The 25603-nt window shown below is 70.2% G+C and carries 26 protein-coding genes and 2 pseudogenes; 15 read left to right on the top strand and 13 right to left on the bottom strand.

Annotated features, from left to right (window positions below; translation table 11 throughout):
• Positions 1-55 precede the first annotated feature (55 nt).
• Complete coding sequence (locus ABH935_RS27840; RefSeq protein WP_370380883.1) at positions 56-415, bottom strand: hypothetical protein; 360 nt, start codon at positions 413-415, stop codon at positions 56-58.
• Positions 416-668: 253 nt separating this feature from the next.
• Between ABH935_RS27840 and rpsF the strand changes: the two genes are divergently transcribed.
• The 6 genes from rpsF (at position 669) to dnaB (ending at position 6051) form a co-directional block, all read left to right on the top strand.
• Entirely contained in the window at positions 669-974 is a 306-nt protein-coding gene (rpsF, locus tag ABH935_RS27835) for a 30S ribosomal protein S6 (protein ID WP_012784585.1), read from the top strand.
• Between the two features lie 30 nt (positions 975-1004).
• The gene (locus ABH935_RS27830) at positions 1005-1640 is read left to right on the top strand and encodes a single-stranded DNA-binding protein (protein WP_370380882.1); all 636 of its coding nucleotides are present in this window, start codon (positions 1005-1007) and stop codon (positions 1638-1640) included.
• Between the two features lie 103 nt (positions 1641-1743).
• A complete protein-coding gene (gene rpsR / locus ABH935_RS27825; protein ID WP_012784583.1) occupies positions 1744-1980 on the top strand; it encodes a 30S ribosomal protein S18 in 237 nt (78 codons plus the stop codon).
• A gap of 15 nt (positions 1981-1995) precedes the next feature.
• Complete coding sequence (gene rplI / locus ABH935_RS27820; RefSeq protein ID WP_370380881.1) at positions 1996-2451, top strand: 50S ribosomal protein L9; 456 nt, start codon at positions 1996-1998, stop codon at positions 2449-2451.
• A gap of 159 nt (positions 2452-2610) precedes the next feature.
• The gene (locus tag ABH935_RS27815; protein WP_370380880.1) at positions 2611-4218 is read left to right on the top strand and encodes a N,N-dimethylformamidase beta subunit family domain-containing protein; all 1608 of its coding nucleotides are present in this window, start codon (positions 2611-2613) and stop codon (positions 4216-4218) included.
• 450 nt (positions 4219-4668) lie between these two features.
• Positions 4669-6051, top strand: a complete 1383-nt coding sequence (gene dnaB / locus ABH935_RS27810; protein WP_370380879.1) for a replicative DNA helicase — start codon at positions 4669-4671, stop codon at positions 6049-6051.
• 43 nt (positions 6052-6094) lie between these two features.
• On the opposite strand, the pseudogene ABH935_RS27805 reads toward dnaB, so the two are convergent.
• From ABH935_RS27805 to ABH935_RS27785, 5 genes and pseudogenes are all read right to left on the bottom strand, one after another.
• Positions 6095-6820: pseudogene (locus ABH935_RS27805) on the bottom strand (class I SAM-dependent methyltransferase); the annotation flags it as partial.
• Between the two features lie 153 nt (positions 6821-6973).
• Positions 6974-8197, bottom strand: a complete 1224-nt coding sequence (locus ABH935_RS27800) for an ABC transporter permease (RefSeq protein ID WP_370380939.1) — start codon at positions 8195-8197, stop codon at positions 6974-6976.
• A gap of 434 nt (positions 8198-8631) precedes the next feature.
• Entirely contained in the window at positions 8632-9342 is a 711-nt protein-coding gene (locus ABH935_RS27795; RefSeq protein WP_370380878.1) for an ABC transporter ATP-binding protein, read from the bottom strand.
• A complete protein-coding gene (locus ABH935_RS27790; RefSeq protein ID WP_370380877.1) occupies positions 9339-10430 on the bottom strand; it encodes a peptidoglycan-binding protein in 1092 nt (363 codons plus the stop codon). Before ABH935_RS27790 ends, ABH935_RS27795 begins: the two co-directional genes overlap by 4 nt.
• A gap of 1 nt (position 10431) precedes the next feature.
• A complete protein-coding gene (locus ABH935_RS27785) occupies positions 10432-10803 on the bottom strand; it encodes a hypothetical protein (RefSeq protein ID WP_370380876.1) in 372 nt (123 codons plus the stop codon).
• Between ABH935_RS27785 and ABH935_RS27780 the strand changes: the two genes are divergently transcribed.
• Positions 10802-10933 (top strand): hypothetical protein, encoded by a 132-nt coding sequence (locus ABH935_RS27780; protein WP_370380875.1) that lies wholly within the window; start codon positions 10802-10804, stop codon positions 10931-10933. The two genes, ABH935_RS27785 and ABH935_RS27780, sit on opposite strands and share 2 nt — an antisense overlap.
• A 145-nt stretch (positions 10934-11078) precedes the next feature.
• Here ABH935_RS27780 and ABH935_RS27775 read toward each other — a convergent pair whose 3' ends face one another.
• Genes ABH935_RS27775 through ABH935_RS27765 form a run of 3 tightly spaced genes read right to left on the bottom strand, consistent with a single transcriptional unit; the run spans position 11079 to position 14603 of the window.
• A complete protein-coding gene (locus ABH935_RS27775) occupies positions 11079-12857 on the bottom strand; it encodes a sensor histidine kinase (RefSeq protein WP_370380874.1) in 1779 nt (592 codons plus the stop codon).
• Positions 12850-13614: a response regulator transcription factor gene (locus ABH935_RS27770; RefSeq protein WP_370380873.1), complete on the bottom strand. Its 765-nt coding sequence runs from the start codon at positions 13612-13614 to the stop codon at positions 12850-12852. The genes ABH935_RS27775 and ABH935_RS27770 overlap by 8 nt, the downstream gene beginning before the upstream one ends.
• Before the next feature lie 41 nt (positions 13615-13655).
• Positions 13656-14603 carry an NADP-dependent oxidoreductase gene (locus ABH935_RS27765; protein ID WP_370380938.1) on the bottom strand — a complete coding sequence of 316 codons (948 nt, stop codon included), beginning with the start codon at positions 14601-14603 and terminating at the stop codon, positions 13656-13658.
• A 163-nt stretch (positions 14604-14766) separates the two neighbouring features.
• Here ABH935_RS27765 and ABH935_RS27760 point away from each other — a divergent pair, with 163 nt between their 5' ends.
• Positions 14767-15357 (top strand): TetR/AcrR family transcriptional regulator, encoded by a 591-nt coding sequence (locus ABH935_RS27760; RefSeq protein ID WP_370380872.1) that lies wholly within the window; start codon positions 14767-14769, stop codon positions 15355-15357.
• 54 nt (positions 15358-15411) lie between these two features.
• Here ABH935_RS27760 and ABH935_RS27755 read toward each other — a convergent pair whose 3' ends face one another.
• The gene (locus tag ABH935_RS27755) at positions 15412-15819 is read right to left on the bottom strand and encodes a VOC family protein (RefSeq protein ID WP_370380871.1); all 408 of its coding nucleotides are present in this window, start codon (positions 15817-15819) and stop codon (positions 15412-15414) included.
• 86 nt (positions 15820-15905) lie between these two features.
• Here ABH935_RS27755 and ABH935_RS27750 point away from each other — a divergent pair, with 86 nt between their 5' ends.
• Positions 15906-16871, top strand: a complete 966-nt coding sequence (locus ABH935_RS27750) for a helix-turn-helix transcriptional regulator (RefSeq protein ID WP_370380870.1) — start codon at positions 15906-15908, stop codon at positions 16869-16871.
• 90 nt (positions 16872-16961) lie between these two features.
• Positions 16962-17681 (top strand): DUF6882 domain-containing protein, encoded by a 720-nt coding sequence (locus ABH935_RS27745; protein WP_370380869.1) that lies wholly within the window; start codon positions 16962-16964, stop codon positions 17679-17681.
• A 64-nt stretch (positions 17682-17745) separates the two neighbouring features.
• On the opposite strand, the gene ABH935_RS27740 is transcribed toward ABH935_RS27745, so the two are convergent.
• Together ABH935_RS27740 and ABH935_RS27735 are read right to left on the bottom strand one after the other, a co-directional pair.
• Positions 17746-18558, bottom strand: coding sequence for an alpha/beta hydrolase (locus tag ABH935_RS27740; protein ID WP_370380868.1), 813 nt, complete (start codon positions 18556-18558; stop codon positions 17746-17748).
• Positions 18559-18737: 179 nt separating this feature from the next.
• Complete coding sequence (locus ABH935_RS27735) at positions 18738-19190, bottom strand: MarR family winged helix-turn-helix transcriptional regulator (protein WP_370380867.1); 453 nt, start codon at positions 19188-19190, stop codon at positions 18738-18740.
• Positions 19191-19377: 187 nt separating this feature from the next.
• Here ABH935_RS27735 and ABH935_RS27730 point away from each other — a divergent pair, with 187 nt between their 5' ends.
• The 5 genes and pseudogenes from ABH935_RS27730 to ABH935_RS27710 all read left to right on the top strand — a co-directional run bounded on the left by ABH935_RS27730 (position 19378) and on the right by ABH935_RS27710 (position 24668).
• Entirely contained in the window at positions 19378-20949 is a 1572-nt protein-coding gene (locus ABH935_RS27730; RefSeq protein WP_370380866.1) for an MFS transporter, read from the top strand.
• A gap of 225 nt (positions 20950-21174) precedes the next feature.
• Positions 21175-22746, top strand: a complete 1572-nt coding sequence (locus ABH935_RS27725) for a TROVE domain-containing protein (protein ID WP_370380865.1) — start codon at positions 21175-21177, stop codon at positions 22744-22746.
• A gap of 105 nt (positions 22747-22851) precedes the next feature.
• Positions 22852-23694 (top strand): annotated as a pseudogene (locus ABH935_RS27720) (sterol desaturase family protein).
• Between the two features lie 43 nt (positions 23695-23737).
• The gene (locus tag ABH935_RS27715; protein WP_370380864.1) at positions 23738-24463 is read left to right on the top strand and encodes a phytanoyl-CoA dioxygenase family protein; all 726 of its coding nucleotides are present in this window, start codon (positions 23738-23740) and stop codon (positions 24461-24463) included.
• A 16-nt stretch (positions 24464-24479) separates the two neighbouring features.
• Entirely contained in the window at positions 24480-24668 is a 189-nt protein-coding gene (locus ABH935_RS27710; protein ID WP_370380863.1) for a hypothetical protein, read from the top strand.
• Between the two features lie 38 nt (positions 24669-24706).
• Here the strand turns inward: ABH935_RS27710 and ABH935_RS27705 are convergent, their stop codons facing one another.
• Positions 24707-25570: a TIGR03621 family F420-dependent LLM class oxidoreductase gene (locus ABH935_RS27705; protein WP_370380862.1), complete on the bottom strand. Its 864-nt coding sequence runs from the start codon at positions 25568-25570 to the stop codon at positions 24707-24709.
• Positions 25571-25603: the final 33 nt, after the last annotated feature.

Here is a 25603-nt window from a genome sequence, read left to right as displayed (position 1 = left end):
GACAGCGCACCCGGGACCGCTGAAAGCGCTCCCGGGACGGCAGTGATGGCAGTGACTACCAGAGACCGCCGTGATGGATGTGGAAGGCGAAGGCCACCGCGGCGAGCCCGATCGCGCAGACGTTCACCATCCGCTCATAGGTGGTGTCCGACGTCAGCTGCGCGTAGAGGCCGACCACGATGCCGGCCAGCGCGATCCAGCCGCCCAGGACGTGTCCGCCGGTCCAGCCGATCATCGCGGCGCCGACCACGGCCAGGGCCAGGGCGGCCACCGTCAGGGCGAGCTCGTGCGTGTGGCTGCCGATGTGGAAGCCGGGGCGCTCGCGGGGGTCCTCCGCGTAGTCCGCGGCGGTCGATCCGGGCCGGCCGGCCACCTCGGGGCCGTAGTCACCCGTACCGGGGGTCGTCTGCGTCATGCCCTGTCACCTCACTCACGTGCGCACAGCGGATCACAAACGTAATCGGACCAATACCCAGGATCGGGTGAACCGACACGGATTTCAATCCGGGCGGCTCGCCGGGGTAACCTTGACCGTTCCCCGAGTGTCAGAGCGCCGGAGTAGCGTCGCCGCAGGCGAGTTGTGACGGTGCCGGCCAGGGGAGACGCGCAAAACCCTCCTGCCACGGAGAGACCGTGGCCGCATAGTCCAAAGGAGGTGGGTTACGCACATGCGTCAGTACGAAGTCATGGTCATCCTGGACCCGGACCTCGACGAGCGTTCGATCGCCCCGGCCCTTGAGGGATTCCTCAAGGTCATCCGCGATCTGGGCGGCAGCATCGAGAAGAACGACATCTGGGGCCGCCGTCGGCTCGCCTACGAGATCAAGACCAAGAGCGGCAAGAAGGTCAGCGAGGGCATCTACGCCGTCGTCGACGTGCAGGCCACGCCGGACGCCGTCAAGGAGTTCGACCGTCAGGCGAACCTGTCCGAGACCGTCGTCCGCACCAAGGTCATCCGTCCCGACCAGCGGTAAGACACCCGCTCTCACGTTTGAGGACCTGACATGGCAGGCGAGACCGTCATCACCGTCGTCGGCAACCTGACCGACGACCCCGAGCTCCGCTTCACCCCCTCCGGTGCCGCGGTCGCGAACTTCACCGTCGCGTCCACGCCGCGCACCCTGGACAAGCAGACCAACGAGTGGAAGGACGGCGACGCGCTGTTCCTCCGCTGCTCGATCTGGCGTCAGGCCGCGGAGAACGTCGCCGAGTCGCTGACCCGCGGAATGCGGGTGATCGTCTCCGGGCGGCTGCGCCAGCGGTCTTACGAGACCAAGGAAGGCGAGAAGCGCACCGTCGTCGAACTCGACGTCGAGGAGATCGGCCCGTCGCTGAAGTACGCGACGGCGAAGGTCACCAAGGCCAACCGGCCCGGCGGCCAGGGTGGCGGCGGAGGAGGCGGTGGCGGCGGCTGGGGTGGAAACTCCGGCGGTGGCGGCGGCAACTCCGGTGGCGGAGGCGGAGGCGGCTGGGGTGGAAACTCCGGTGGCAACTCCGGCGGTGGCGGTGGCTGGGGTGGCAACTCCGGTGGCGGCGGCGGTAACTCCGGCGGCGGTGGCGGAAACTCCGGCGGCGGCAACGACCCCTGGGCATCCGGCGGCGGCGACGGCGGCTGGGGCAACGACGAGCCCCCGTTCTAAAACGCCTGCTTTCCAAGGACGCCCGCTTTCCACAAGCACCCGGCGTCCGGTCCCTCAAACGGACCCTTGAACTCGTAGTGAAGAAGTAACCAGGAGAGATCCCATGCCTAAGGCACCTCTCCGCAAGCCGAAGAAGAAGGTTTGCGGATTCTGCAAGGACAAGGTCGCATACGTCGACTACAAGGACACCACGCTGCTCCGGAAGTTCATTTCGGACCGCGGGAAGATCCGTGCTCGCCGCGTGACCGGCAACTGCACCCAGCACCAGCGCGACGTCGCCGTGGCCGTGAAGAACAGCCGTGAGATGGCGCTGCTGCCCTACACCAGCACCACCCGCTAGGAAGGGGGAGGAAACATGGCCAGCACGAAGCTCATCCTCACCCACGAGGTCGGCGGTCTCGGCGAGCCCGGCGACGTCGTCGAGGTCAAGGGCGGCTACGCCCGCAACTACCTCGTCCCGCGCGGCTACGCGATCGCGTGGACCCGCGGCGGCGAGAAGCAGATCGAGCTGATCCGCAAGGCCCGCAAGGTCCGCACGGTCCGCGACCTGGCCCACGCCACCGAGCTCAAGGGCGAGCTGGAGGGCCTGCGGGTCCGCCTGGCGACCCGGGCCGGCGAGTCCGGCCGGCTGTTCGGCGGCGTGACCGTCGCCGACGTGGCCGACGCGGTCAAGCGGGCCGGCGGCCCGGACGTGGACAAGCGGCGGATCGAGATCGGGAACCCGATCAAGACCGTCGGCTCCCACACCGTCTCGGTCCGGCTGCACCCGGAGGTGCAGGCGAAGGTGGAGATCACCGTCGTCGCCGCCTGAGAACCCTCTCCAAAGCCTTTCCGGAGGTAATCCAGAAGGCTTGTAGAAGGCTCAACGGAACTGCTTAAAGGGACTGCTCCACCGCAGATCAAATGCGGTGGAGCAGTCCCTTTTGCATTGTGTTTGCCCAGTGCGCCGGGCACCTGGTTGACTTCGCTCATGCATGCCCCTTCCCGTCGCCAGTCGCTGCTGATCCTCGGCAGCCTGGGCCTGGCCGCCGTGGCCGGTGGCGCGTACATGCTGGAGAACCACGGCGGAAACAGCGACGCCGGCACGCCCGCCGGATACGGCGGCAAGGACCGCGGCCACCACCGCGGCGGCGGCGATGTCAGCGAGGGGCTGGAGGGCGGCTCGGACGCCCAGACCGGCGAGACCGTGCCCACCCTGGCGCTGGCGCTGTCCGACGACGGCGCCTGGCGGCCGGACGCGGACGGCTACCAGGCGGTGGACGACCGCGACCAGCGGATCAAGGGCTTCGCGTCGTCGACCAGCGTGAACCTCGGGGAGTCGATCGACTTCCACGTCAGCGTGCGCCCGGCGAAGAGCTTCGTCATCAAGTTCTACCGGCTCGGGCGCACCGCCGCCGGCAAGGGCTCGGAGCTGGTCTTCACCAGCCCCCGGATCACCGGGAAGTCACAGCCGGCACCGAAGGTCGTCGAGCCGACCCGGACGGTCGTGGCGCCGTGGCAGTCCTCGTACACGCTGAACGTGCCCGCCGCGTGGCGGGGCGGTCTGTACGTCGCGACGCTGGAGAGCGAGGACAAGTACCGCAGCTGCGTGCCGTTCGTGGTGCGCGAGGACGGCAAGGCGGCGGAGCTGCTGGTGGTGCTGCCGTTCACCACGTATCAGGCCTACAACATGTACCCGGTGGACAAAGAGCTCGGGTCCAGCCTGTACAACGCCTACCTGCCCAACGGCAAGGAGGGCGGCGCCGACATCTGCTCGACCCGGGTCTCCTTCGACCGGCCGTACCACCAGGACGGGCTGCCCCGGCTGTTCGAGCTCGACCAGGCGTTCGCGCAGTGGGTCGAGGCACAGCCGTATACGATCACGTACGCGTCGAGCATCGACCTGCACGCCGGGCGGATCGACCCGACGAAGTACAAGGCGCTGGTCTTCTCAGGCCACGACGAGTACTGGTCGCCGCAGATGCGCAGCGTTCTGCAGACCGCGTTTACTAGGGGTGTCAGTGCCGCCTTCATGGCGGCGAACAACCTCTACTGGAACATCCGGCTGGACGCCTCCGAGGCCGGTTCGGAGCACCGGCAGGTGACCTGCTACAAGCGGCACCCGGATCCGGCGGCGAACGCCGGGGTGGCGCGGACCGTGCTGTGGCGCGACCTGGGCGCGCCCGAACAGCAGGTGCTGGGGTCGATGTACACGGCGATCATCACCGACCCCAAGCCGCGGCCGCTGGTGGTGTCGACGACGACGCACTGGTTCTGGGCCGGGACCGGGCTGACGGAGGGGCAGCAGATCCCGCACCTGGTGGCCGGGGAGGCGGACAAGGTGTTCCCGCACGTGAAGGGCGGGCCGACGCCGACGATCCTGGCGCAGTCGCCGTTCACGGCGGCGGGGGACGGGAACAAGCCGGTCACGGACACGCAGCAGACGGTGCTGTGTCAGTACCCGTCGGGGGCGTGGGTGTTCGACGCCGGGACGTTCCACTGGAACCACGGGTTGTCCACACCCGGGTTCGTGGACCAGCGGATCCAGCGGGCGACGCGGAACCTGTTGGATCGGATGACGGGGAAGGCGACGGCTTAGCGGGGGTCGCCGCTTAGCGGGGGTCGCCGCTTAGCGGGGTTGTCCCCAGGTTTTCCCGCTGTCCCCAGGCGGTCCCGCACTGTCCCCGGGCGGTCCCGGAGAGCGCTGCGTCTAGCAAAGCTCCGGGGGTCCAGCAAGATTCTTCCAGGAAAATTTTTCTCCACAGCCGGTGGACGAATCAGCGACGCTCCCGTGCACGTCAGGGCTTCACGATCAGTCGTTGGTCGCATTATTCACAGGGACCTTCCACACTCTGTCCCCAGGTACATCGGCGTGTCTCCACAGCTTTCCCCCGCTTATCCACAGGTTATCCACAGGGGGTGTGGACGGCCGCCTCGACCGGCGGGGTCCGGTTCCGTACCGTGGAGGCTACGAGCCTGTCGGACCCGTCCCGTACAAAGAGAGACGAGGGTTTCGCGGGAGTGGCAACGCGGGCAAGGGAGGCGGGACATGAGCATCGACGACCTCCCGTACACCGCCGACGAGGCCTACCAGGGCGGCTTCGAACGGACCCCGCCGCAGGACATCCCGGCGGAGCAGTCGGTGCTGGGCGGCATGCTGCTGTCCAAGGACGCCATCGCCGAGGTCATCGAGGTCATCAAGGCCGTCGACTTCTACAAGCCGGCCCACGAGGCGGTCTTCGGCGCCATCCTCGAACTCTACGGCCGAGGCGAGCCGGCCGACCCGGTCACCGTCGCGGCCCTGCTCACCAAGAAGGGCGACATCAACCGCATCGGCGGCGCGCCCTATCTGCACACCCTGATCAACTCGGTCCCCACCGCCGCCAACGCCGGCTACTACGCCGAGATCGTCAAGGAACGCGCGGTCCTGCGCCGCCTGGTCGAGGCGGGCACCCGCATCGTCCAGATGGGCTACAGCACCGACGGCAGCGACGTGGAGCAGATCGTCGACGCCGCCCAGCAGGAGATGTACAACGTCACCGACGCCCGCACCAGCGAGGACTTCGTCCCCCTGGCCGACGCCATGGAGGGCGCGCTCGACGAGATCGAGTCCATCTCCAACCGCTCGGGGCAGATGACCGGCGTCCCCACCGGCTTCCACGACCTCGACGCCCTCACCAACGGGCTGCACCCGGGCCAGATGGTCATCATCGCGGCGCGTCCGGCCATCGGGAAGTCGACGCTGGGACTGGACCTCGCCCGCAGCTGCTCCATCAAGAACGGCCTGAGCTGCGTCATCTTCTCCCTCGAAATGGGCCGCAACGAGATCATCATGCGCCTGCTCTCCGCCGAGGCCCGCGTCGCCCTGCACCACATGCGCAGCGGCACGATGACCGACGAGGACTGGGCCCGCCTGGCCCGCCGCATGGGCCCGGTGTCCGAGGCACCGCTGTTCATCGACGACTCGCCGAACATGTCCATGATGGAGATCCGGGCCAAGGCGCGGCGGCTGAAGCAGCGCCACGACCTGCAGCTGGTGATCATCGACTACATGCAGCTGATGCAGCACAGCAGCAGCAACTCCAAGCGGCCCGACAACCGCCAGCAGGAGGTCTCGGAGATCTCCCGGTCCCTGAAGCTCCTGGCCAAGGAACTCGAAGTCCCGGTCATCGCCATCAGCCAGCTGAACCGAGGCCCCGAACAGCGCACCGACAAGCGCCCGATGATGAGCGACCTGCGCGAGTCCGGCTCCCTGGAGCAGGACGCGGACGTCATCATCCTGCTGCACCGCGAGGACGCCTACGAGCGCGAGTCGCCGCGTGCCGGTGAGGCGGACCTGATCGTGGCCAAGCACCGTAACGGGCCGACGGCGAACATCACGGTGGCTTTCCAGGGTCATTACTCGCGGTTTGTGGATATGGCGCAGAGCTAGGGTTCCAGCGAGACGGGCACCGGGCTCGGGTGTGCAACCACCATCAGGCGATAAGCAGGCAGCTGCCAAAGACCGCTTCGTCGAGACCGACCAAGTCCCGGTTGCGTTCGGCCCATCGGCCTGACGCCAGGTCCGCGCGCAGGGTGTGCACTGCGCGCTGTTCGGCGGCGGGGCCGACGCGGGACCAGACCGACATGCCAGCGCGGACCTGGTCGTCGAGGTAGGCCTCGGGGCGGCGCCAGTAGGCCTCGTAGAAGCCGTCGGTGCAGTCCCAGGGGATGGGGACTGGTTCGGGGCGGGCGGCGATCGCGGCGGCCAGGTCGGTCAGGGGAGGGCGGCCGGTCCAGAGGGCGGCGTGTTCGGGCAGGTAGTCGCGGGTCAGCCAGAAGCGGTCGGGGTCGCTGGCGTCGTGGGTGAACACCACCACGCGGTGTGCGACGCGGCGCAGCTCGCGGAGGCCGGCGATGGGGTCCTGCCAGTGGTCGATGGTGGCGAGGGCCATGGCGGCGTCGAAGGACTGGTCCTCGAACGGGAGGCTCTCGGCGCTGGCGGCCACGCATGGCGCCGCGCCGGGCGGACGCTGGGCCCGCATGATCGCCGAGGGTTCCACCGCGGTGACGTCGCGGTCGGAGGGCTCGTAGGATCCGGTGCCGGCCCCGACGTTCAGTACAGTCCGGGCATCGCCGAGCGCCGCCCAGATCTGCGCGGCGATCCGTGCGTCGGTGCGGCGCGTCGCCGTGTAGGCCGCGCCGATCGTGTCGTACAGCTGCCCGTCTGGCATCAGGCCTCCGTCTCCGGCAACAGATGCCGCCATTCGCCTTCGGCAGAGCACGGGTGCCGTGCGGAATGCAAATCAGGGTACCGCGATGGTGCTTCGAAGCCTTGAGCGACGGCCCCGAGGTGGAGTTTCGGGGCCGTCGCGTCACACCGTCGCCAGGGCCTCGGTCGGCGGCAGCCGCGAGGCGCGCACCGCCGGATGGACCCCGGCGAGCACGCCGACCACCAGCGCCGCGCCGACGCCGCCGAGTACGGAGCCGACGGGGATCACCGCGGGCCAGTTGCGGGACATCGCGTAGCCGGCGGTTCCGAGGACGCCCACCGCCGCGCCGGCCAGGCCGCCGAGCAGGCACAGCAGCACGGATTCGGTGAGGAACTGGCCGCGGATCTGGCGGCGGGTGGCGCCGAGGGCTCGGCGCAGGCCGATCTCCCTTCGGCGTTCGAGCACTGACACGATCATTGTGTTGGCCACGCCGACCGCGCCCACCAGCAGCGCCACGCCGGCCAGGCCGAGGAACAGCCCCGACAGCGCGGTCTCGGTCAGCTGCTTGGCCGCGAGGGCGGCGGAGGGCTGGCTGACCACGATCTGGCCCGGGTTCTGCGGGTAGACCGTCGCGGCGAGCACGGATTGCACCGCGTAGATCTGGGATTCCCGGACTCGGGCGTAGAGCTGCGTCGGGTGCTCGTCGAAGCTCAGGTAGTGGCGCGCCGCGTCCCAGCCGACGAGGACGGACTGCTGCACCTCGGGCGCCAGGGGGCTGGCCGTGAGGATGCCGATCACGGTGAAGGCCTGGGAGCCGATCCAGATCTGCGGGGCGGGCTGGCCCGGCGGGAGCGTGGTGATGCCCAGCCAGGTGGCGGCCACGGAGCCGAGGACGACGGTCGGGAACGCCTCGTCCGACGCGGTGAGGTACTGCCCGGCGGCGAGATGGGCGCCGATCACCGCGGGGAGGTCGTAGCCCTCGGCGGCCAGGACGGTGACGCCGGAGCCGTCCTTGGCCGGGATGGCCTGCGAGCGCCGCACCTCGGCCCCGGTGTTGGCGACCTCGCTGACCTTCTCGACCGGCGGAATCCTGGCGACCATCGCCCCGGCCGACTTCAGCACCGGCGGCAGGGTCTGGGTGTCCTGGTCGAGGACGGCCTGGGCGCTGAGCAGGTTCGTGCCGAGCGCGGAGAGCTGGTCGGTGAGGGCGCGCTGCGAGGACGCCGGGATGCCGACGACCATGATCACGGTGGCGATGCCGATCGAGATGCCGAGGGAGGACAGGACGGCCCGCAGCTTGCGGGTGCGGGGGCCGAGGAGTCCCAGAAGGAGGATGTCGGCGGGGTTGAGGCGGACGGTGCGGCGGGAGGGGTGGGGGGAGCGCAGGGCTCTGGTGGAGCGGCGGGCACGCGCGGAGGCGGCGGCGCGCTGGGCAACAGCAGAGTGGTCGGCATCGCGGGCGGCAGGCCCGGAGGCGGCGGCACGCTCGGCAGCAGCAGAGCGGTCGGCACCGCGGGCAGCAAGCCCAGAGGCGGCGGCACGCTCGGCAGCAGCAGAGTCGTCGGCACCGCGGGCAGCAAGCCCAGAGGCGGCGGCGCGCTCGGCAACAGCAGAGTGGCCGGGACCTCGGGCAGCAAGCCCGAAGGCGGCGGCGCGCTCGGCAGCAGCAGAGCGGTCGGCACCGCTGGCGCCACGCTCGGAGGCGGCGGCACGCCCGGCAACAGCAGAGTCGTCGACATCGCGGGCGCCAAGCCCGGAGGCGGCATCGCGTTCGGACAAAGCACCGCGAGCGGTGTCGGAGCCCTCTCCATCGAAGCGCGTCACGTGCTCACCCCCAGCTCCGCGGCGACCGGCGTGCCGAGCGCCTCGTCCGCCGTGATGCGGCCGTCCAGGATCTCCACTCGGCGGGGTAGGGCGGCGGCGATCTGGCGGTCGTGGGTGATCAGCGCGATCGTGGTGCCCGCTTGGTTGAGCGTGTGGAGCAGCTGGAGGATCGCGCGGCCGTTGGCGGTGTCCAGGGCGCCGGTCGGCTCGTCGGCGAGGACCAGGGCCGGGTCGTTGACCAGGGCGCGGGCGATGGCGACGCGCTGTTTCTCGCCGCCGGACAGTTGGTGCGGCTTGTGGTCGCGGCGGTGCGCGAGGCCGACCTTGTCCAGGGCGGTTTCGGCGAGGGCGGTGCGCGATCGGCGGGGTACGCCGGCGTAGAGCAGGCCGGTCGCGACGTTCTGGGCGGCGCTGAGTCCTTCGATGAGCTGGAACTGCTGGAACACGAATCCGATCTCTCTGGCGCGTAGGGCGGACAGCTCCCGGTCGTTCAGCGTCGCCACGTCCTGATCCCGGACGGACACGGTCCCGCTGGAGGGCCGGTCCAGGGTGCCCATCAGGTTCAGCAGCGTGGACTTGCCGGAGCCGGAGGGCCCGACGATCGCGAGCAGTTCGCCGGGCTCGATGGTGAGGCAGGCGTCGTCCAGGGCCCGCACGCCGCCGGCATAGTCCTTGGTGGCGTGATCCAGTCTCAGCACCGCGCTCACGAGACCGTCACGACCTTCAGCCCCTCGGCGATCCCCTGCCCGGAGATCTGCACGAGCCCGTTCGCGAACAGGCCGGTCTGCACCCCGACGAGCATGCTCGTCTGGCCGGTCCCGGCGACCACCTGCACCGCGTAGCCGCCGCCCTGGACCGCGACCAATGCCTCGACCGGCACAGCCAGCACATTCTTCACAGAGCCCGTGGTCACGGTGACCCCGACCGAGCCGGAGTCCATCCCGGACAACACCGACTGGTCGGCGATGTCGACAGTCATCGACGGTCCGGACGCGCCACCACCGCTGCCGCCGCCGCTGCCCCCGGAAGCATTGGAACCAGCCGCAGCCGCCGCGCCGGGCGAGCTCAGCGCCGAAACAGTGCCCGTGGTCTGCTTGCTGTCGGGCAGCGAGAGCGAGACCTTCAGCCCGCGGGTCAGGACGCTGGTATCGATCTGCCGCGGATCGGCGGCAGCCGTGACATGCTTCGTCGTCGAGCTCAGACTCAGCAGATCCGCCGTGGCCGACGCCCCGAGTTGGGCGTCGAGCGAGCTGACACGGACCGGCGCCGGCAGCACGGCGAGGTCGCCGATCGCCAACGTACCGTTCGCCGTGAGCCCCTTGCGCTGCTGCCACTTCTTGAGCGCGACCTCGGTGCCCGAGGTGTACGCGTCGCCGCCCGGCGCAACTCCATACCCGAGAGAGCGCAGATTCGCGTTGACCTCGGCGATGTCCGGCCCAGGCGTGGCCTGTGCATTGATCGCGCGGTAGAGCGGCGTGGCGCCGAGAAAGAGGACCACCGGCTGTGCGTCGACGCCGTACAGCGTCTGGCCCTGGCCCACGACCGCGCCGACGGCAGGCAGCCAGGTGACTGTGCCGCTCTTGCGGCCGGTGTAGGGCGTGGCGGTGCCATACCCGAGGGTGCCCTGGAGGGTGACGCTCGTGCTCAGGTCGGTGCGGGTGATGGTGGTCGTCTGCGGCGCGGCAGGCTTGGCTTCAGGCGGAGCCGCGGGATGGAAGCGCAACATGTAGACCGCTGTGACGGCGACCGCGGACACGACCACGGCGACGAGCACGGCGAGGAACCACTTACGCACCTCAGCTGCCGAGCCCTTGAGCGGCGACCTGCTTCTCGCAGCCCGGCATGTCCTGCAAGCCCAGGTTGATCGACTGGGAGTCGTTGTTGGGCCCGCCAAAGGACACTGTGTACTGGCCGCCTTGCGGGGAGTCTGCCGAGACGTACTGGACGCCCTTGTCGCGCAGGCACTGCACGAGCGCGTGCACGAACTCGGCAGCCTTGGGGTTGCTGGCGTCGAGCTGCCACGGCGGCAGCGGGTCCTCGGAGACGCAGGCGTTCTCCGCCTTCACCCTGGCGGCCTGGTCCTGAACGTTTGTCCGTTTGCTGTAGCCGTTCGCCGCCATGCACTGGTTGTAACGCACGTAGAGCTCGCTGATCTGCGTGTTGGTCATGTCGAGGGTGATACGCGGCCGTGCGGCGGTGGCAGAGCTCATCGTCCCCGCCGAAGGGCTCGCGTTCGCACTCGCGCTCGCCGAGCTGGAGGTGGCGACAACCGCCGGCAGCGACGGAACTTGGGCCTGAGGCTGCCTGCCCGCAGTGGACGAGCACGCGGCAAGAGCCAGCGCGCATGCGGCCACCACGCCGCCGGCGACAGGAGGGGAAGACCAGGTATGGGTTTTCACAACGCACGAGCCTGCCGAGCAAATGCGAAGAACTTGTGCGAACGCTATGCGGGTTCCTTCGCCGACGGCAACCGGATGGTGAACGTCGCCCCGGTCCCCGGCGTGCTGCTCACACTGACTTCACCCCCATGTGCCTCAACAAGTTGGCGCACGATGGCCAATCCCAATCCGCTCCCGCCGGTGCGGCGGTTGCGCGACTTGTCCGCGCGCCAGAAGCGGTCGAAGACAGAGGACAGATCCTCTGCGGCGATTCCGGGCCCTGTGTCGATCACCTCTATGCGGACAGCTTCGCCGGCCTGCTCAGCGCGGATCGTGATCCGCCCTTCGGGTGGAGTATGCCGCTCGGCGTTGGCCACGAGGTTCCCGACGGCCTGCCGCAGCCGCATCGGGTCCGCCACGACCAGCAGGTCCGGCGGCACCTCGACGATCGCGCGTCCGCCGCCCGCCGCGGCGATGTGCCGGAGCAGTCCGCCGAGGTCGAGCTCCACCGGCTCCAGCCGCAGCTGCCCGGCGTCGGCGAGGGCGAGGTCCCGTAGGTCGTCGACCAGATGCTGGAGCAGCAGGGTCTCTTCCAGAAGCGACGAGACCAGGTCGGTGTCGAGCTCGGCCACGCCGTCGTCGGCCGCGATCAGCCAGCCCTTGATCGTGCTCAGCGGCGTGCGCAGCTCGTGGGAGATGTCGTTGACCAGCGCCTTGCGCTGCCGGTCGGTGCGGGCGACGTGCTCGGCCATCTCGTTGAAGGCCGCGGTCAGTTCGCCGATCTCCCAGCGGGCGCTGGTCGTGGCGCGGGCCGTGCCGTCGCCGGCGCGCATGCGGCGCGTCGCCTCGGTGAGTGCGCGGACCGGCCGGATCACGCGGTTCGCCAACAGCATGGCGACGCCGACCGTGAGCAGGGCGACGAGGGTGGCGACCCCGGCGATGCGCCAGCTGTCGGCCGACGACAGGCCGACGGTCGCCTGGCCGTTGGCCTTGCCGAGGGGCATGGCTTCCATGAACGCGGCGGGTGCGACGTACGGCCGCAGTTGGAGGCGTCGGGCGTTGAGCAGGCAGGTGCGGTCCTGGGCTTCAGCGGCCGGAGGCGCGATGACAGTGACCTCGCCCGCGCCGGTCAAGGCCAGCTTCATCCGGGCGGCGGTGACACAGCTCTTCATCGACGCGCCGAGCTGGTCGAGCGCCGCTTGCTCGGTCGCGGTGGGCCTGATCGAGGGGGAGTCCTCGAACCCGACGTAGCCGCCGCCCTCGCCCAGGATGGCGCGGCAGGACTCGGGGGCGCCGGCCAGCGGGACACGCAGGTAAGGGCGGCCGCTGGGGACTTCGGCGACGCCGTCGTCCAGGCCGTTGTAGCGCAGGCAGCCCGCTCCCTTCTCGACGAGCGCCTCCAGATCGGAGTGCTCCTGCGTGGTGAGCAGGAAGGGGCTGGTGACTTTGGGATCGATGCCGTCCGGGAACTGGGTCGAGGCGAGCTGGTTGTCGACGGTCAGCGGATCGATCGCGACCAACGGCTCCGCGCCGGGCGAGTCGGACGCCGAGGCGGGCGAGCTCTCGATCGGCCGGCCGCCGTCCGGGGTGACGACGATGCGGACTCCCAGTTCCTGCGACACGCCGGCGAGGACCGGGCCGACGGTGGACCAGTTCGTGTGCGTGGCCGCGTAGTCGACCACCGCTTCGTAGACCAGGGGATACGCCTGGCGGACGGTGTTCTCCTGCTGCGCGATGGAGGTGGTCGCGCCCTGGACCGAGAGCCAGGCCGTCGCGGCGACCGCACCGGCCGCGACCAGGATCGTGCCGGCCAGGAGCCTGGTTCGCAGGCCGTACTTAGGCATCGGCGGAGTCGGCGGCGGTCGCGTCGGTCATGTCAGTCACGTCGGTCACGTCAGTCATGCGGTAGCCGACGCCGTAGACCGTTTGCAGGAACACGGGATTGCGCGGATCGGCCTCGATCTTGCGACGCAGGTTCTTCACGTGCGCGTCGGCGGTCCGCTCGGTGACGAAGCTGTCGGGCTCGTGCGCCCGGTCGAGGAGCTGGCGCCGGCTGAAGACCCGGCCGGGGCTGGACATCAGGGTTTCGAGGAGGCGGAATTCCGCCGGCGTGCACTCGATTCTGGCGCCGCCGAGCCGGACTTCGTGGCGGACCTGGTCGAGCGTCAGCGGCCCGACGCGCAACGGAAGGACGACTGAGCCGGCCGAGCCGACCGTGCCGACCGAGTTGCTGGAGGCCTGCGCGCGCCGCAGCAGCGAGCGCACGCGGGCCATCAGCTCGCGCGGGTCGTAGGGCTTGGTGAGGTAGTCGTCGGCGCCGAGGTCGAAGCCGGCCAGCTTGTCCTCGGCCGCCGACCGGGCCGTCACCACGAGGATCGGCACGTCGTAGTCGCGCCGCAGGACGCGCAGCACGTCGAGGCCGTCGAGCTCGGGCATCATCACGTCGAGGATCAGCAGATCGGGGCGCCTGCTGCGCACCTGGTCGATTGCCGCGCGGCCGTCGGCGACCACGAGGACCGCGTGGTCCTCGCGCGTCAGGTAGCGGCGAACCAGCTCAGCCTGCTTCGCATCGTCCTCGGCGACCAGTACGAACGAACCCACGGCGTGAGACCCTACGCCGTCGTCGTCACGGAGCCGGCTCCTCACGTTGAGGCGGGCACCAACAGCAGCTTGCCGCGAGCGCGTCCGGACTGGCTGATCTCCAGCGCCGTGCGCCACTGTCCGAGCGGGAAGGTGCCGGCGATCGGGACGCTGAACGCCCCGTCGGCGGCCAGCTTCGCGAACTCGGGGAAGTGGCCGTAGCGCTCTTCGTCGGCGAACGTCGCAGGGTCCTCATGGAAGCTGTCGCGCACTCCGGCTTCTGCCGCGCCGGCCAGGTCGGAGCAGGTCAGGACGCGCCGGGGATCGCCGCCGGCGATACGGACGAGATCGGGAAGCACCCCGTTCGCGGGCGCGGTGTCGAAGACGATGTCCACCGGCGTGTCTATCAGGGCTTTGACCCGCTCGACGAGGCCGTCGCCGTAGGGCGTGACCGTGGCGCCGAGGTCCGTCAGTCGGGCGGCGTACGTCTCGCCGGCGGTGGCTATGACGCGAAGGCCGCGGATGAGCGCGATCTGCACCGCCGCGTAGCCGATCGTGGTCCCGGCGCCGTTGACCAGCAGCGTGGCGCCCGGCGTCAGGCCGAGCCGGGCCAGGTGCCAGTACGCGGTGCTCAGCGCCATCGGGAGCGCGGCCGCCTGGATCGGGTCCAGACCCTCGGGGACGGCGAACCAGTGGTCCATCACCGCGTGGTCCGCCGCGCCGGCGCTGGGCTGCCCGGCGTAGTCGGCGGTACCGAACACGAGGTCGCCGACCGCGACGTCCGTGACGCCGGCGCCGACCGCTTCGACGGTTCCCGCGACGTCGCAGCCGACGCCGCGGGGCAGTTCGCCGGCGAACAGGCCGCGGCACAGAGCCCAGTCGGCGGGGGCCAGGCCGCAGGCGTGCACGGCCACTCGGATGCGGCCCGGGCCCGGCTCGGGAATCGGGGCGGTGTCCAGGCTCAGCACGTCGGAGGGCTCGCCGTACTCGTGGAAGCGCACCGTGCGCATGGTGTCGGGCGCCGGGGTGGTGTGGTCAGCCATGGGATCTCCAGATCGGGCGCTGAAGCAGCGGCAGAGAAACAGCAGAGAAGCGAAACGGAACATGCTCCGTTTCGGCTCCGGCCTATACTAACCCGATGACCGCCAAAAATGGAACGCGATCCGTTTAGCCATGGACACCGCCCCGACCTCCCCCGCTCAGCAGCAGCTGCGCTCCGACGCGCTGCGCAACCGCGAGAGCGTGCTCGCCGCCGCCACGCGCGCGTTCGCCACGGCGGAGGCCGAGCCGTCCATGCGCGAGATCGCCCGCCAGGCCGGCGTCGGGGTCGCCACGGTCTACCGCCACTTCCCGACCAGGGAGGCTCTGGTCGACGCGGTCTACCGGGATCAGGTGGTGCGGCTGACCGCCGGCGCGCACGACCTGCTCGGCGCGCACCCGCCGGCGCGCGCGCTGCGCCTGTGGATGGACCTGTTCGCCGACTGGCTGGCCACCAAGCGCGGGATGACTGACACCCTGCTCGCCATGGTCGACTCCGGGGAGATCTCCCTGGCGCACACCCGCGGCGAGCTGTTGTCGGCCGTCGCCGCCATCCTCGACGCCGGGGTCGCGGCCGGCGAGATCCGGGCCGACACCAGCCCCGAGGACATCAGCGCCGCCGTGCTCGGCATCCTCGCCGTGTCCGCCGAACGCGGGAATGCCGCGCAGGCGCAGCGATTGCTCGACGTGCTGATGGACGGACTCCGGCCGCAGCCGTCCGCGTGAGGCGAAAGAACCGGAAAGAAGCGGCGCGGCCGGAGAACCCGAAACAGCCGGGCGTCACAATCCGAACTTGGCACGCGCCTCGGGCGTCACCGGCGTGAAGAAGTTCACCAGGTTGCCGTCGGGGTCGCGGACCAGCAGGGAGCGGTTGCCCCAGGGCATGGTCTTCGGCTCGCCGACGACGTCGGACTCGGGGATCCAGGTGGCGAGTTCCTGCCAGCGGGCGTCGACGTCGTCCACCAGGAATTCGAGGATCACGCTGCGGTTGGCGGCCGGCGTGGCGCTGCCGGCGGCGAACAGCGGGACGGTGTTGGTGCTGCCGATGGCGAGAGTCGCGCCAGCAGGACCGGCGAGCTCGACGAAGTCGGGGGTGAACCAGGTGGCGGCGAGAGTGGTGGCCTTCTCGTAGAAGGCGACCAGGGTCGTGATGTCGGCGGTGATGACGCGGGTCGATGCGAAGTTCATGATCTTCTCCTTGCGAGTCGTTGCACTCGCACCGTACGGCCGATACCGGACAGAATCGGTCCGGTATCCGCGCTAGTTTGGGAAGCGTGAACCGACCGGTCGGGCGCGTGCTGACGCTGCTGGAGCTGTTGCAGTCCGGCGGCGTGCGTCCGGCGGCCGAACTCGCGGACCGGCTCGGCGTCGACATACGGACCGTGCGCCGCTACGTGGACCACCTGCTGGATCTGGACATTCCCGTCGAGTCGGTACGAGGCCGTTACGGCGGCTATCGGCTCGCTCGCGGCGCACGGCTGCCGCCGCTGATGTTGGGCGACGACGAGGCGCTGGCGGTGCTGCTGGGCCTGCTCTCGGGGCGACGCAGCGGACTGACGGCGACGCTGGGACCGGCCGGCGAGACGGCGGCTGCCAAGATCCGGCGGGTGCTGCCCGCGCGGCTGGCCGACCGGCTGGACAGCGTGCTCGAAAGCATCGCGTTCACCGGCGAGGAACCCGATCAGAGCGATGCTCCGGATGCCACCGTGCTGCTCACGATCGCTGATGCCGTCGCCAATCGGCGGCCGATCGCGATCGCCTACGGCGAGCGCACAGACCGGACCGTGCGTCCTTATGCCATCGTGAGCCACGAGAAGCGCTGGTATGTCAGGGCCCTGGATCCGGCGATCGGCGAGGAGCGCACCTTTCGCCTGGACCGGATCGACGCCGTCCGGACGCTGCCCGGCACCTTCGAACCGCCCGCCGATGATCCGGTGCGCAGCCTCGTCGAAGGATTCGCCACGGCGGAGTACCGCCACGAGGTCGCGGTTCGAGTTCAGGGCAGCGTCGAGCAGATCCGGACGCGGTTCCCGGCCAGCGTCGCGACCCTCCAGCCGCTCGCCGAGGAGGGCCGCCCGGGATGGCACCGCCTCGCCGTCCGCGCCGAACGCCTCGACTGGCTCCCGCCGACGTTGGCGGCGCTCGACCTCCCCTTCGAGATCGAGCGTCCGACCGAGCTCCGCGATCTTGTCCTGGCGCTCGCCGAACGCCTCGCGTCAAGAGCGCGCGGGGGCGCCTGAGAATTCAGATCAAGGCCGCCACCTGCCACTAACCCCGCAGCTTGGACCATCGCCCCGACAGAATCCACCGCGCCCCGCTACTGTCGACACGTGACTTCTGCGTTCAGCGATGCCTTCCTCCGTATGGCGGAGCCCCACGCGGCCTGGGGCATGCGCCAGATCGAGGAGTTCAACGAGTTCCTGCCGATCGGGCCGTGGACGGTGAACCTGGACGAGCGCCGGTACCGGCAGTCCGGGCGGGAGCTGCGGATCAGCGTGCTCGGCAGCTTCGACACCTCGGAGGGCTCCTGGCTGTGGGGCTGGGCCAACCCCGGGTTCGGCAAACTGCCGGTGGTGGCCGCCGCCGAGGCGCTGCGGGCGTTCGGACAGGAGCACGGCGTTCCGGAGTTCGCCGAGGAGCTGGTGGACCTGTCGGGCTTCGAAGACCCCCGGTACGCCGCGGAGATGCTGGCGTTCGGGGCGATGGGGGTGCTCCGCGCCGACGGCTACATCGGCGTGCAGGCCAACGAGACCGGGCGGCTGTACATGGTGCCGGACGACCCGCAGGTGCCGGTGGCCGTGCCCGATCCGATAGCGCTGCCCCGACTGCTGATGCAGGGGGCGCAGTTCTTCAACCGCTCGGCGTACGAGGTGGTCGCCGGCTACTTCCACCACTTCGGCATCCCGTGGCGGCAGGAGGGCGACACGATCAGCGCCGAGCTGCCCGGCGGGGCGACCGCGTCGGTGCAGTTCGACCAGCAGGGCCGGGTCAGCGCGGTCTCGATGGGATCGGTGACCAAGGAGTCGCTGGGGAACCACGCCGCCGGCTGAGCGGTGCGGCACCGGCGCCCGGCCGGGTGGCCGGACGCCGACGTCGACGCCGACGTCGCTCCGGTCACGCGGCGACCACCGCCGGGGCCGCGGGCTCTGACGCTGACGGTGCTGACCCGGACGCGGACTCACCAACCAGGTGCCGAGCGAAGAACCGGACGGCGCTGTCCGCCTCGAACCGCGGCAACTCCTTGTGCCGCCCCGCGTTGGCGTGCAACGTCTTCTCCGTCGAGGCGAAGGCGTCGAACAGCGCCAGGCCGGCCGAGCGCGGGATGTGCTCGTCGTCCCACTGCAGGTCGAACTCGATCGGGATCGTGATCCGCCGCGCCGGCTCGACCAAAAAGTCGGGCCAGTGCTGGCCGAACACGGCGGCCGTGATCCGGGGTTCGGAGGCGACTAGCGGGACGCCGGTCGCCGTGCCCATGTTGATTCCCCAGTAGCCGACCGGTCCTTCGGCACCGATCTCGGGCAGTTCCTGGAGCGCGTCAAGGGTCATCCGCCATTCCGGCACGGCCTGCTCGGCCAGATAAGCGTTGTAGCGCACGATGATCGGGCCCTCCGGCTCGCCGGCGTCGCGCGCCGCGAACATCGCGTCGAGCTCGCGCTCGTCGTGCTCGGTCCGCGGCCGGTCGCCGTGGCCGGGCGCGTCGATCGCGGCGACGTGGAACCCGCAGCCGAGCACCAGGCGGCGCGCACGCCCCGCACTGGCCGGCGCCTTCTTGTCGATTCCGCCGCCGTGGCCGATCAGGACCAGGGGCGCGCGGTCGGGACGGGAGTCCGGCGACCACAGGACACCGGGGACGTCGCCCACGGTGAAGTCGCGTTCGCGGACGCCGTCCGCGCAGAGATCACTGGTGAAAAGAAGTGAGGAAGACATGGCAGTCACCTTTCGGGAGCACTGAAATCCGGTGCTCCCGACGACCGCTGTGTCAGTCGCCTGCCCGTGACAGCACGGGGAGCACCCACGTCGATACCGCCTTCATGGGTCTCACCTCCTTCGCTTCGGTCACGGCGTACGCAAGGTAGCCGTCCGCTTCGGCAGCGCGCAACAGGGTTTTACTTCTTGTCCGCCACGTCGCACGACGCCGCCAGCGCCGCCATCCACTCCCGCGCGGCCTGCCGCACCTCGGTGCTGAGCCCGGCTTCCAGTTCCTCCTCGCGGCGCCGCACGGCCGGCCGCGCCTTGGCGAACATCTCCAGGCCCGCCTCGGTCGCGTGCAGCTGGTGCGCACGCCGGTCCGTCGGGTGCGGGGAGCGCTCGACCAGGCCCCGGGCTTCCAGGCCGGCGACCATCTCGTTCGCGGACTGCCGGGTGCTGCCGCACAGCCGGGCCACCTCGGCGATGCTCAGGCCCGGGGACCCGTCGAGCATGATCAGGGTCGCGAACTGCGGGACGGTCAGGCCGAACTCGGTCAGCTCGTCCTCGATCGCGGCACGCATGCCGAGCCAGACGTGGCGGACGGCGAAGCTGACGACGCCGTCGTCACCGAACTTGTCGGACTGGGGCATTCCGGGACACCTCGCCTCTCACGGTCGCAGAAGACAGCACGGGAACAATTGACAGGTACCTGACGAGTTTGCCAGGCTGATATCCGACAGGTACCTGTCGATCATACCGCGCGTCCCCGGCGGCCTGCGAGCCGCCGTGGGGCGTTCCGAACCTGCTCATTCCGCGATCCTGGGGGGTCGTCCAGCCATGTCCACAAGCAGCCCGCCGTCCGGCCGACGGCAGCGTCTGATCCTGACCGTCCTGATCTTCGCGCAGCTCCTGATCTGGATCGACGGCACCGTCCTGTCCACCGCCTACGAGACCCTGGCCGATCCGGTGAAGGGCCTGGGCGCCACGCCCGACCAGCTCCAGTGGGCCACCGGCTCCTACACGCTGGTACTGGCCACCGTCACCTTCACCGGCGGCGCCCTCGGCGACCGCTTCGGCCATCGCAACACCCTGCTGACCGGGATGGCGCTGTTCGGCCTGGCCTCGGTCTTCGCCGCCTATTCGCACAGCACCGGCGAACTCATCGCGGCCCGCGCCGTCATGGGCCTCGGCGCCGCGCTGCTGATCCCGGCGACGCTGGCGGTGATCAGCTTCACCTATCCGCCCGCGCAGCGCCCGCAGGCCTTCGGCGTGCTCAGCAGCTTCGCCGGGGTCGGCATCGCCGCCGGCCCGGTGCTGGCCGGACTGATGCTGGCGAACTTCTGGTGGGGGTCGGTGTTCCTGATCAACGTGCCAGTGGTGCTGGTCGGCCTGGTCGCGATCGCCCGCACGGTGCCGAACTTCCAGCCGCCGCAGAAGCGCGGGCTCGACTTCCCCGGCCTGGTGCTGTCCACGGCCGGCCTGGGCCTGCTCTCCTACGGCCTGATCCGCGCCGGCCAGGACGGCACGGTCACCGAGCCGCAGGTGTGGAGCACCGTCGTGGCCGGCCTGATCGTCACCGCGGTGTTCGTGTACGTGGAGCTGCGCCGCAAGTACCCGAGCTTCGACCCCCGGCTGTTCCGGCTGCGCCAGTTCGCCGCCGGAAACGTCACGCTGACGCTGCTGTTCCTGGCGCTGAGCGCGAGCGGCTTCTACTTCGCGTTCTACCTCCAGGGCGCACGCGGCTACTCGGCCCTGCGCGCCAGCCTGATCGGCATCCCCGGCGCGCTCGGCGTCGTGATCGGCGGTCCGCTCGCGGCCCGGCTGGCGCGCCGCACCTCGGTGCGCCGGGTGGCCGGCACCGCGCTGGTGGTCTCCACGATCACGCTGGCGGTGTTCTCCCGCGTCGGCCTGACGATGCCGATCCCCGGCTACATCGCGATCGCCATCGTCCAGGCCACCGCGATCGGCATGACGATCGCCCCGCTGACCGGCGCGATCCTCGGCTCGCTGCCGCTGACCCAGGCCGGCGCGGGCAGCGCGGTGAACGCGACGATGCGGCAGACCGGCAGCGTGCTGGGCATCGCGTTGGGCGGCACGATCCTGTCGATCGGCTACCGGCACGCGATCGGCGGTTCGGTCGCTGGGCTGCCCGCGCCCTTGAAGCAGCAGGCTGAGACATCGGCCGAGATGGCGCGGAACGTGGCCCGGCACAACGGGATTCCCGGGCTCGTGCACCAGGCGGACCTCGCCTTCGTGCACGCGATGCACACCGGGATGGTGTGGTCCGCGGCGGCCACGGGGATCGGCGCGCTGCTGGTGTTCGGCGGATTCGCGAAGCCCAGGAAGACAAAGACGGTCGTGACGGAACCGGAGACGACTGCGGCCGTTCCGGAATCCGCTTCGGCATAAAGGGAAAACAGGTGGCGCGCCAGACAGCGCCTCCAGCATTCTTTGAAGGCACCTCCCGGTGCGCAGGCGGCGGATACTTCTTCCAAAGAACCGAGACCGCAGCCAATTTGATCTCGGGAGGGCGCTCTGACTTCGCGGGGGGTCGGCCGGCATATCTGCCGGCCCTGTCATTCAGCCTTTCTGTGAAGCGCGCGCCGCTCCCCGCAACACAACGGGGTGGTCCGGATGGCGAAGTTCAACAAGGGGTCGACCACTGTCACCCAGACTTTCGAGGGCGGCAAGGCCTCCAAGCGCGACCCGAAGTCGGACCTTTTCCTGCTGGCCGTCACCAACATGGTCGGCGAGGACACTTTCTACGAGGCCGCCGACGTCCGCGACAAGCGCTATCGCGATCTGATCCACGCGGTCGCCGTCGCCGACCCGGAGTGGATGCTGCGGTTCGTCACCTGGCTGCGGGCCGAGGCGAACATGCGCAGCGCCGCGGTGGTCGCCGCGTGCGAAGCGGTACGGGCCCGGCTGGACGCCGGCGCGTCCGGGTACAGCCGGCAGCTGATCGCCGCCGCGTGTCAGCGTGCTGACGAGCCCGGCGAGGTGCTGGCGTACTGGACCGGCCGCTACGGCCGCGCGCTGCCGAAGCCGGTGAAGCGCGGCGTGGCCGACGCCGTGACGCGCCTGTACACCGAGTACTCGTTCGCGAAGTACGACTCGGACGCCAAGGGCTACCGCTTCGGCGACGTCATCGATCTCGTGCACCCGGCCGCCGCGGCTGACAAGCCCTGGCAGGGCGACCTGTTCCGGCACGCGCTGGACCGGCGCCACGGCCGGGAGAACCCGGTGCCGGAGTCGCTGCCGAAGCTGGCCAAGCGGGCGCAGCTGCTCGCGCTGCCGGTCGAGGACCGGCGGCCGGTGCTGCTCGCCGACGGCGGGACCGAGCGGCTGGCCGAGGCCGGCATGACCTGGGAGGCGCTGGCCGGCTGGCTGCAGGGGCCGATGGACCGGACCGCGTGGGAGTCCGTCATCCCGTCGATGGGCCTAATGGCGCTGGCACGGAACCTGCGGAACTTCGACGAGGCCGGGGTCGCCGACGAGGTGGCCTGGAAGGTCTGCTCGCGGTTCCTGGACGCCGGACAGGTCGCGCGGTCGCGGATGCTGCCGTACCGGTGGCTGTCGGCGTACAAGGCCGCGCCGTCGCTGCGGTGGGGACACGCGCTGGAGGGGGCGCTGGGGCACGCGATCGCGGGGATCCCGGAGCTGCCGGGGCGCACCCTGGTCCTGGTCGACACCTCCGGGTCGATGACCGGCCGGGTGTCCGCGCGCTCGACCGTCACGCACCTGGACATCGGGGCCCTGATCGGGGTCGCGCTGGCCGACCGCGCGGCGGGGTCCGGCCGGGCCGGCGCCGTGGACCTCGTGGGCTTCGCCGACGGCGTGTTCACGCACGAGCTCGCCAAGGGCGGCAGCGTGCTGCGCGGGGTCGAGGCGTTCGCCAAGCGCTCCGGCGAGGTCGGGCACGGCACGCGGATGGTCGACGCGATCGCGAACAGCTACGACCAGCACGACCGGGTGGTGATCGTCAGCGACATGCAGACGTTCCCGTACTACTACAACCGGGACAAGGGCGCGGACGCGTTCATCCCGGAGTCGGTGCCGGTGTTCGGGATCAACACCGCGGGCTATGGCCCGAGCGCGCTTCCGCCGGGCAAGCGGAACCGGTTCGAGATCGGCGGGTTCTCGGACAAGGTGTTCACCATGTTCGCGCTGCTCGCCACCGGTGACGGTCCGGCCTGGCCATTCTGAGGAGCCGACAGACGTACCGGCCGGACGCTTCGGCGTCCGGCTGGTACCGATTCGTAAGCAGCGACGGCCCGCCGACTCTGGCCAGTTGGACTACCCGCCAGTAACATGCGCCGTGTGATCGACGGCATAGACCTCACGACCCTCGCGGTCCCCTTCTACGTGCTGTTCATGGCGCTGGAGCTGCTCTCGCTGCGATTCTTCCCGGACCCGGGCGAGCAGGGCTACACGGTCAAGGACACCGCGACGTCGCTGACGATGGGCATCGGCTCGATCGTCTGCAATCTGGGCTGGGGACTGGTGACGGTCGCCGCCGTGGCCGGGGTGCATGCGATCTCGCCGTGGCGCATCGGGAGTTCGCTGACCAGCTGGCTCGTGCTGTTCGTGGCGTACGACTTCTTCTACTACTGGGAGCACCGGGCGAACCACCGGGTCCGGATCCTGTGGGCCTCGCACGTGGTGCACCACTCCAGCCGGCACTACAACCTGTCGACCGCACTGCGGCAGACCTGGACCGGCGTCGGCAACACGGTGTTCCTGCTGCCGCTGGCGCTGGCCGGCTTCCCGTCGTACATGATCTTCGCGACCGCGGCGATGAACCTGCTGTACCAGTTCTGGATCCACACCGAGCGGATCGGCAAGATGTGACGGCCGGTCGAGTTCGTGATGAACACGCCCTCGCACCACCGCGTGCACCACGGATCGAACCAGGGCTACCTGGACAAGAACTACGGCGGCGTGTTCATCGTCTTCGACCGGCTGTTCCGGTCCTTCGAGCCGGAGGGCGAGCCGGTGCGGTACGGCCTGACGAAGAACATCGGCACGTTCAATCCGCTGCGCGTCGCAGTGCACGAATACGCCGCGATCGCCCGGGACGTGCGAGGCGCGGCGAGCTGGCGGGCGCGGTTCGGCTACGTGCTGCGGGGTCCGGGCTGGTCGCCGGCTGCCTAAAAGCGGTCGCCTCTCACCATCCCCGATGCCTAGCCTGGCTTGTGTGTTGAGCGAGGAACAGCTGAAAGAGTTCGGCGAGCGGGGGTACCTCGTCGTACCCGGCGTGGTGGACCCGGAGCTCGTGGAGCGGGCGAACCGGCGGATCGACGAGCTGATCGAGGCCAAGCCGCCGGCCGAAGGTCACGTCGGGCATCACTTCTACTTCCCGGCCGCCGTCGACGAACCGGCGCTGACCGAACCTCTTATGGATGCCGCGTTCGCCTACGCCGAGGCGCTGACCGAACCCGGACTGCTGGAGGAACCGCAGCAGGTCCAGGTGGCGCTGAACATCCCGCCGTTCTCGCACCAGCCGGGACGGCCGCATATCGACGCCTCTATCAGCGAGCCGACGCCAGGCTTCAAGCCGAACAGCTTCACGCTGCTGGCCGGGGTCTTCGTCACCGACCAGGCGACGGAGAACTCGGGCAACCTGTGGGTCTGGCCGGGCACGCACCTCACGCATGCGGAGTATTTCCGGGAGCGCGGCGTGGAGATGTACTGCGCGTACCCGGACATCAAGCTGCCCGAGCCGGAACAGGTCACCGCGCGCGCCGGCGACCTGCTGCTCGCGCACTACTTGCTCGGGCACAACATCGGGGGGAACTACGAGTCGGACAAGACGCGGCGGATGCTGTACTACCGGGTCAGCGGCCGCGGGCATGCCGAGGAGCCGGAACGGATTCTGACCGAGCCCTGGTACGAGTACGGGGCTGTTCGAGCCCTTATGTGAGCTGAGCCTGCGCCGCGTGCTCGGCGTCTTCGGTGTGCCCGGCGCGTTCGGCACGCTCGGCGCGTTCGGCACGCTCGGCGCGTACGGCAGAGGCGGCGTCCTGCGGGAGCAGGCCCGCTTCGGACCACCAGCCGCGGACGTCGTCGCCGATCCGGCGGAGATCAGTGCCGAGATCGGGCCGGGGATGCCGGCCGATCGGCGCTAGTCTCCTGACTCAGGACACTAGACGTGCTCGGTCCTTGGTCAGTTCCCTGAGAGGATCTCCACCACCGGGGCCAGCTGCTCCAGGAACATCCCGTTCACCGCGATGGAGGAGATGCCCAGCTCGTCGCGGCGGCGGCGCAGGGTGTCGGCCATCTCCTGCGGCGTGCCGGTGAGGACCGACGGGGCGCCGGTGCGGATCAGCTCGGCGGGGTCGACGCCCATCTGCTGGCTCAGATAGGCGGGCAGATCGGTGCCGACGCCGGCGATGTTGTAGTTGAGTTCGAGGTCGTCGAAGCGGGAGCCGGCGATCGCCCGGAGCTCGGCGACCTTCGCGGCGAGGGCCTCCTCGGTGGCGCGCGGGTTCAGGCCGAGGGTGATGATGTCGGCCTCGGCGGCGGCCAGCTGGAACATCTTCGGGCCGGAGGCGGCCACCAGGATCGGCGGGTGCGGGGTCTGGACCGGCTTGAGCAGCGAGCGGCCGGCCGTGGCGGCGGCCATCTCCTCCTTGACGATGTGGAGGGCGTCAGAGAGCTGCTTCACCCGCTCGGCCGGCGTGCCGAAGCGCCGCTCGCGGTGCACGACCTCGTCCTCGGCCCCGGGGCGGCCGGCCCCCAGGCCCAGGTCGAAGCGACCGCCGGAGAGCAGGTCCAGGGCCAGCGCGCACCAGGCGATCTCCGAGGGCGGGTAGAACGGCGCCGGGAGGACGAAGGTGCCGACGCGGAGGCGCTCGGTGTCCGTGGCGGCTGCGGCGAGGGCGGTGAAGGGCTCCAGTGTGGTCATGGTGTCCGGGGCGAGCAGGGTGTCGTAGCCGAGCTCCTCGGCTCGCCGGGCCAGGGCCTGCCAGGCCTTCGCGGTCGGGGCCAGGGCCGCGACGGCGGCGAAGCGGAAGGTGCGGGGGTGCATGGCGGTCTCCCTGAGTGGCGTTCTGCGCTCTAC

Source organism: Catenulispora sp. GAS73, assembly GCF_041262085.1.
In the GTDB taxonomy this organism is placed as follows: Bacteria; Actinomycetota; Actinomycetes; order Streptomycetales; family Catenulisporaceae; genus Catenulispora.
Note: the sequence above shows the minus strand (reverse complement) of the source record. Positions and strands in the feature narration are given on the sequence as shown.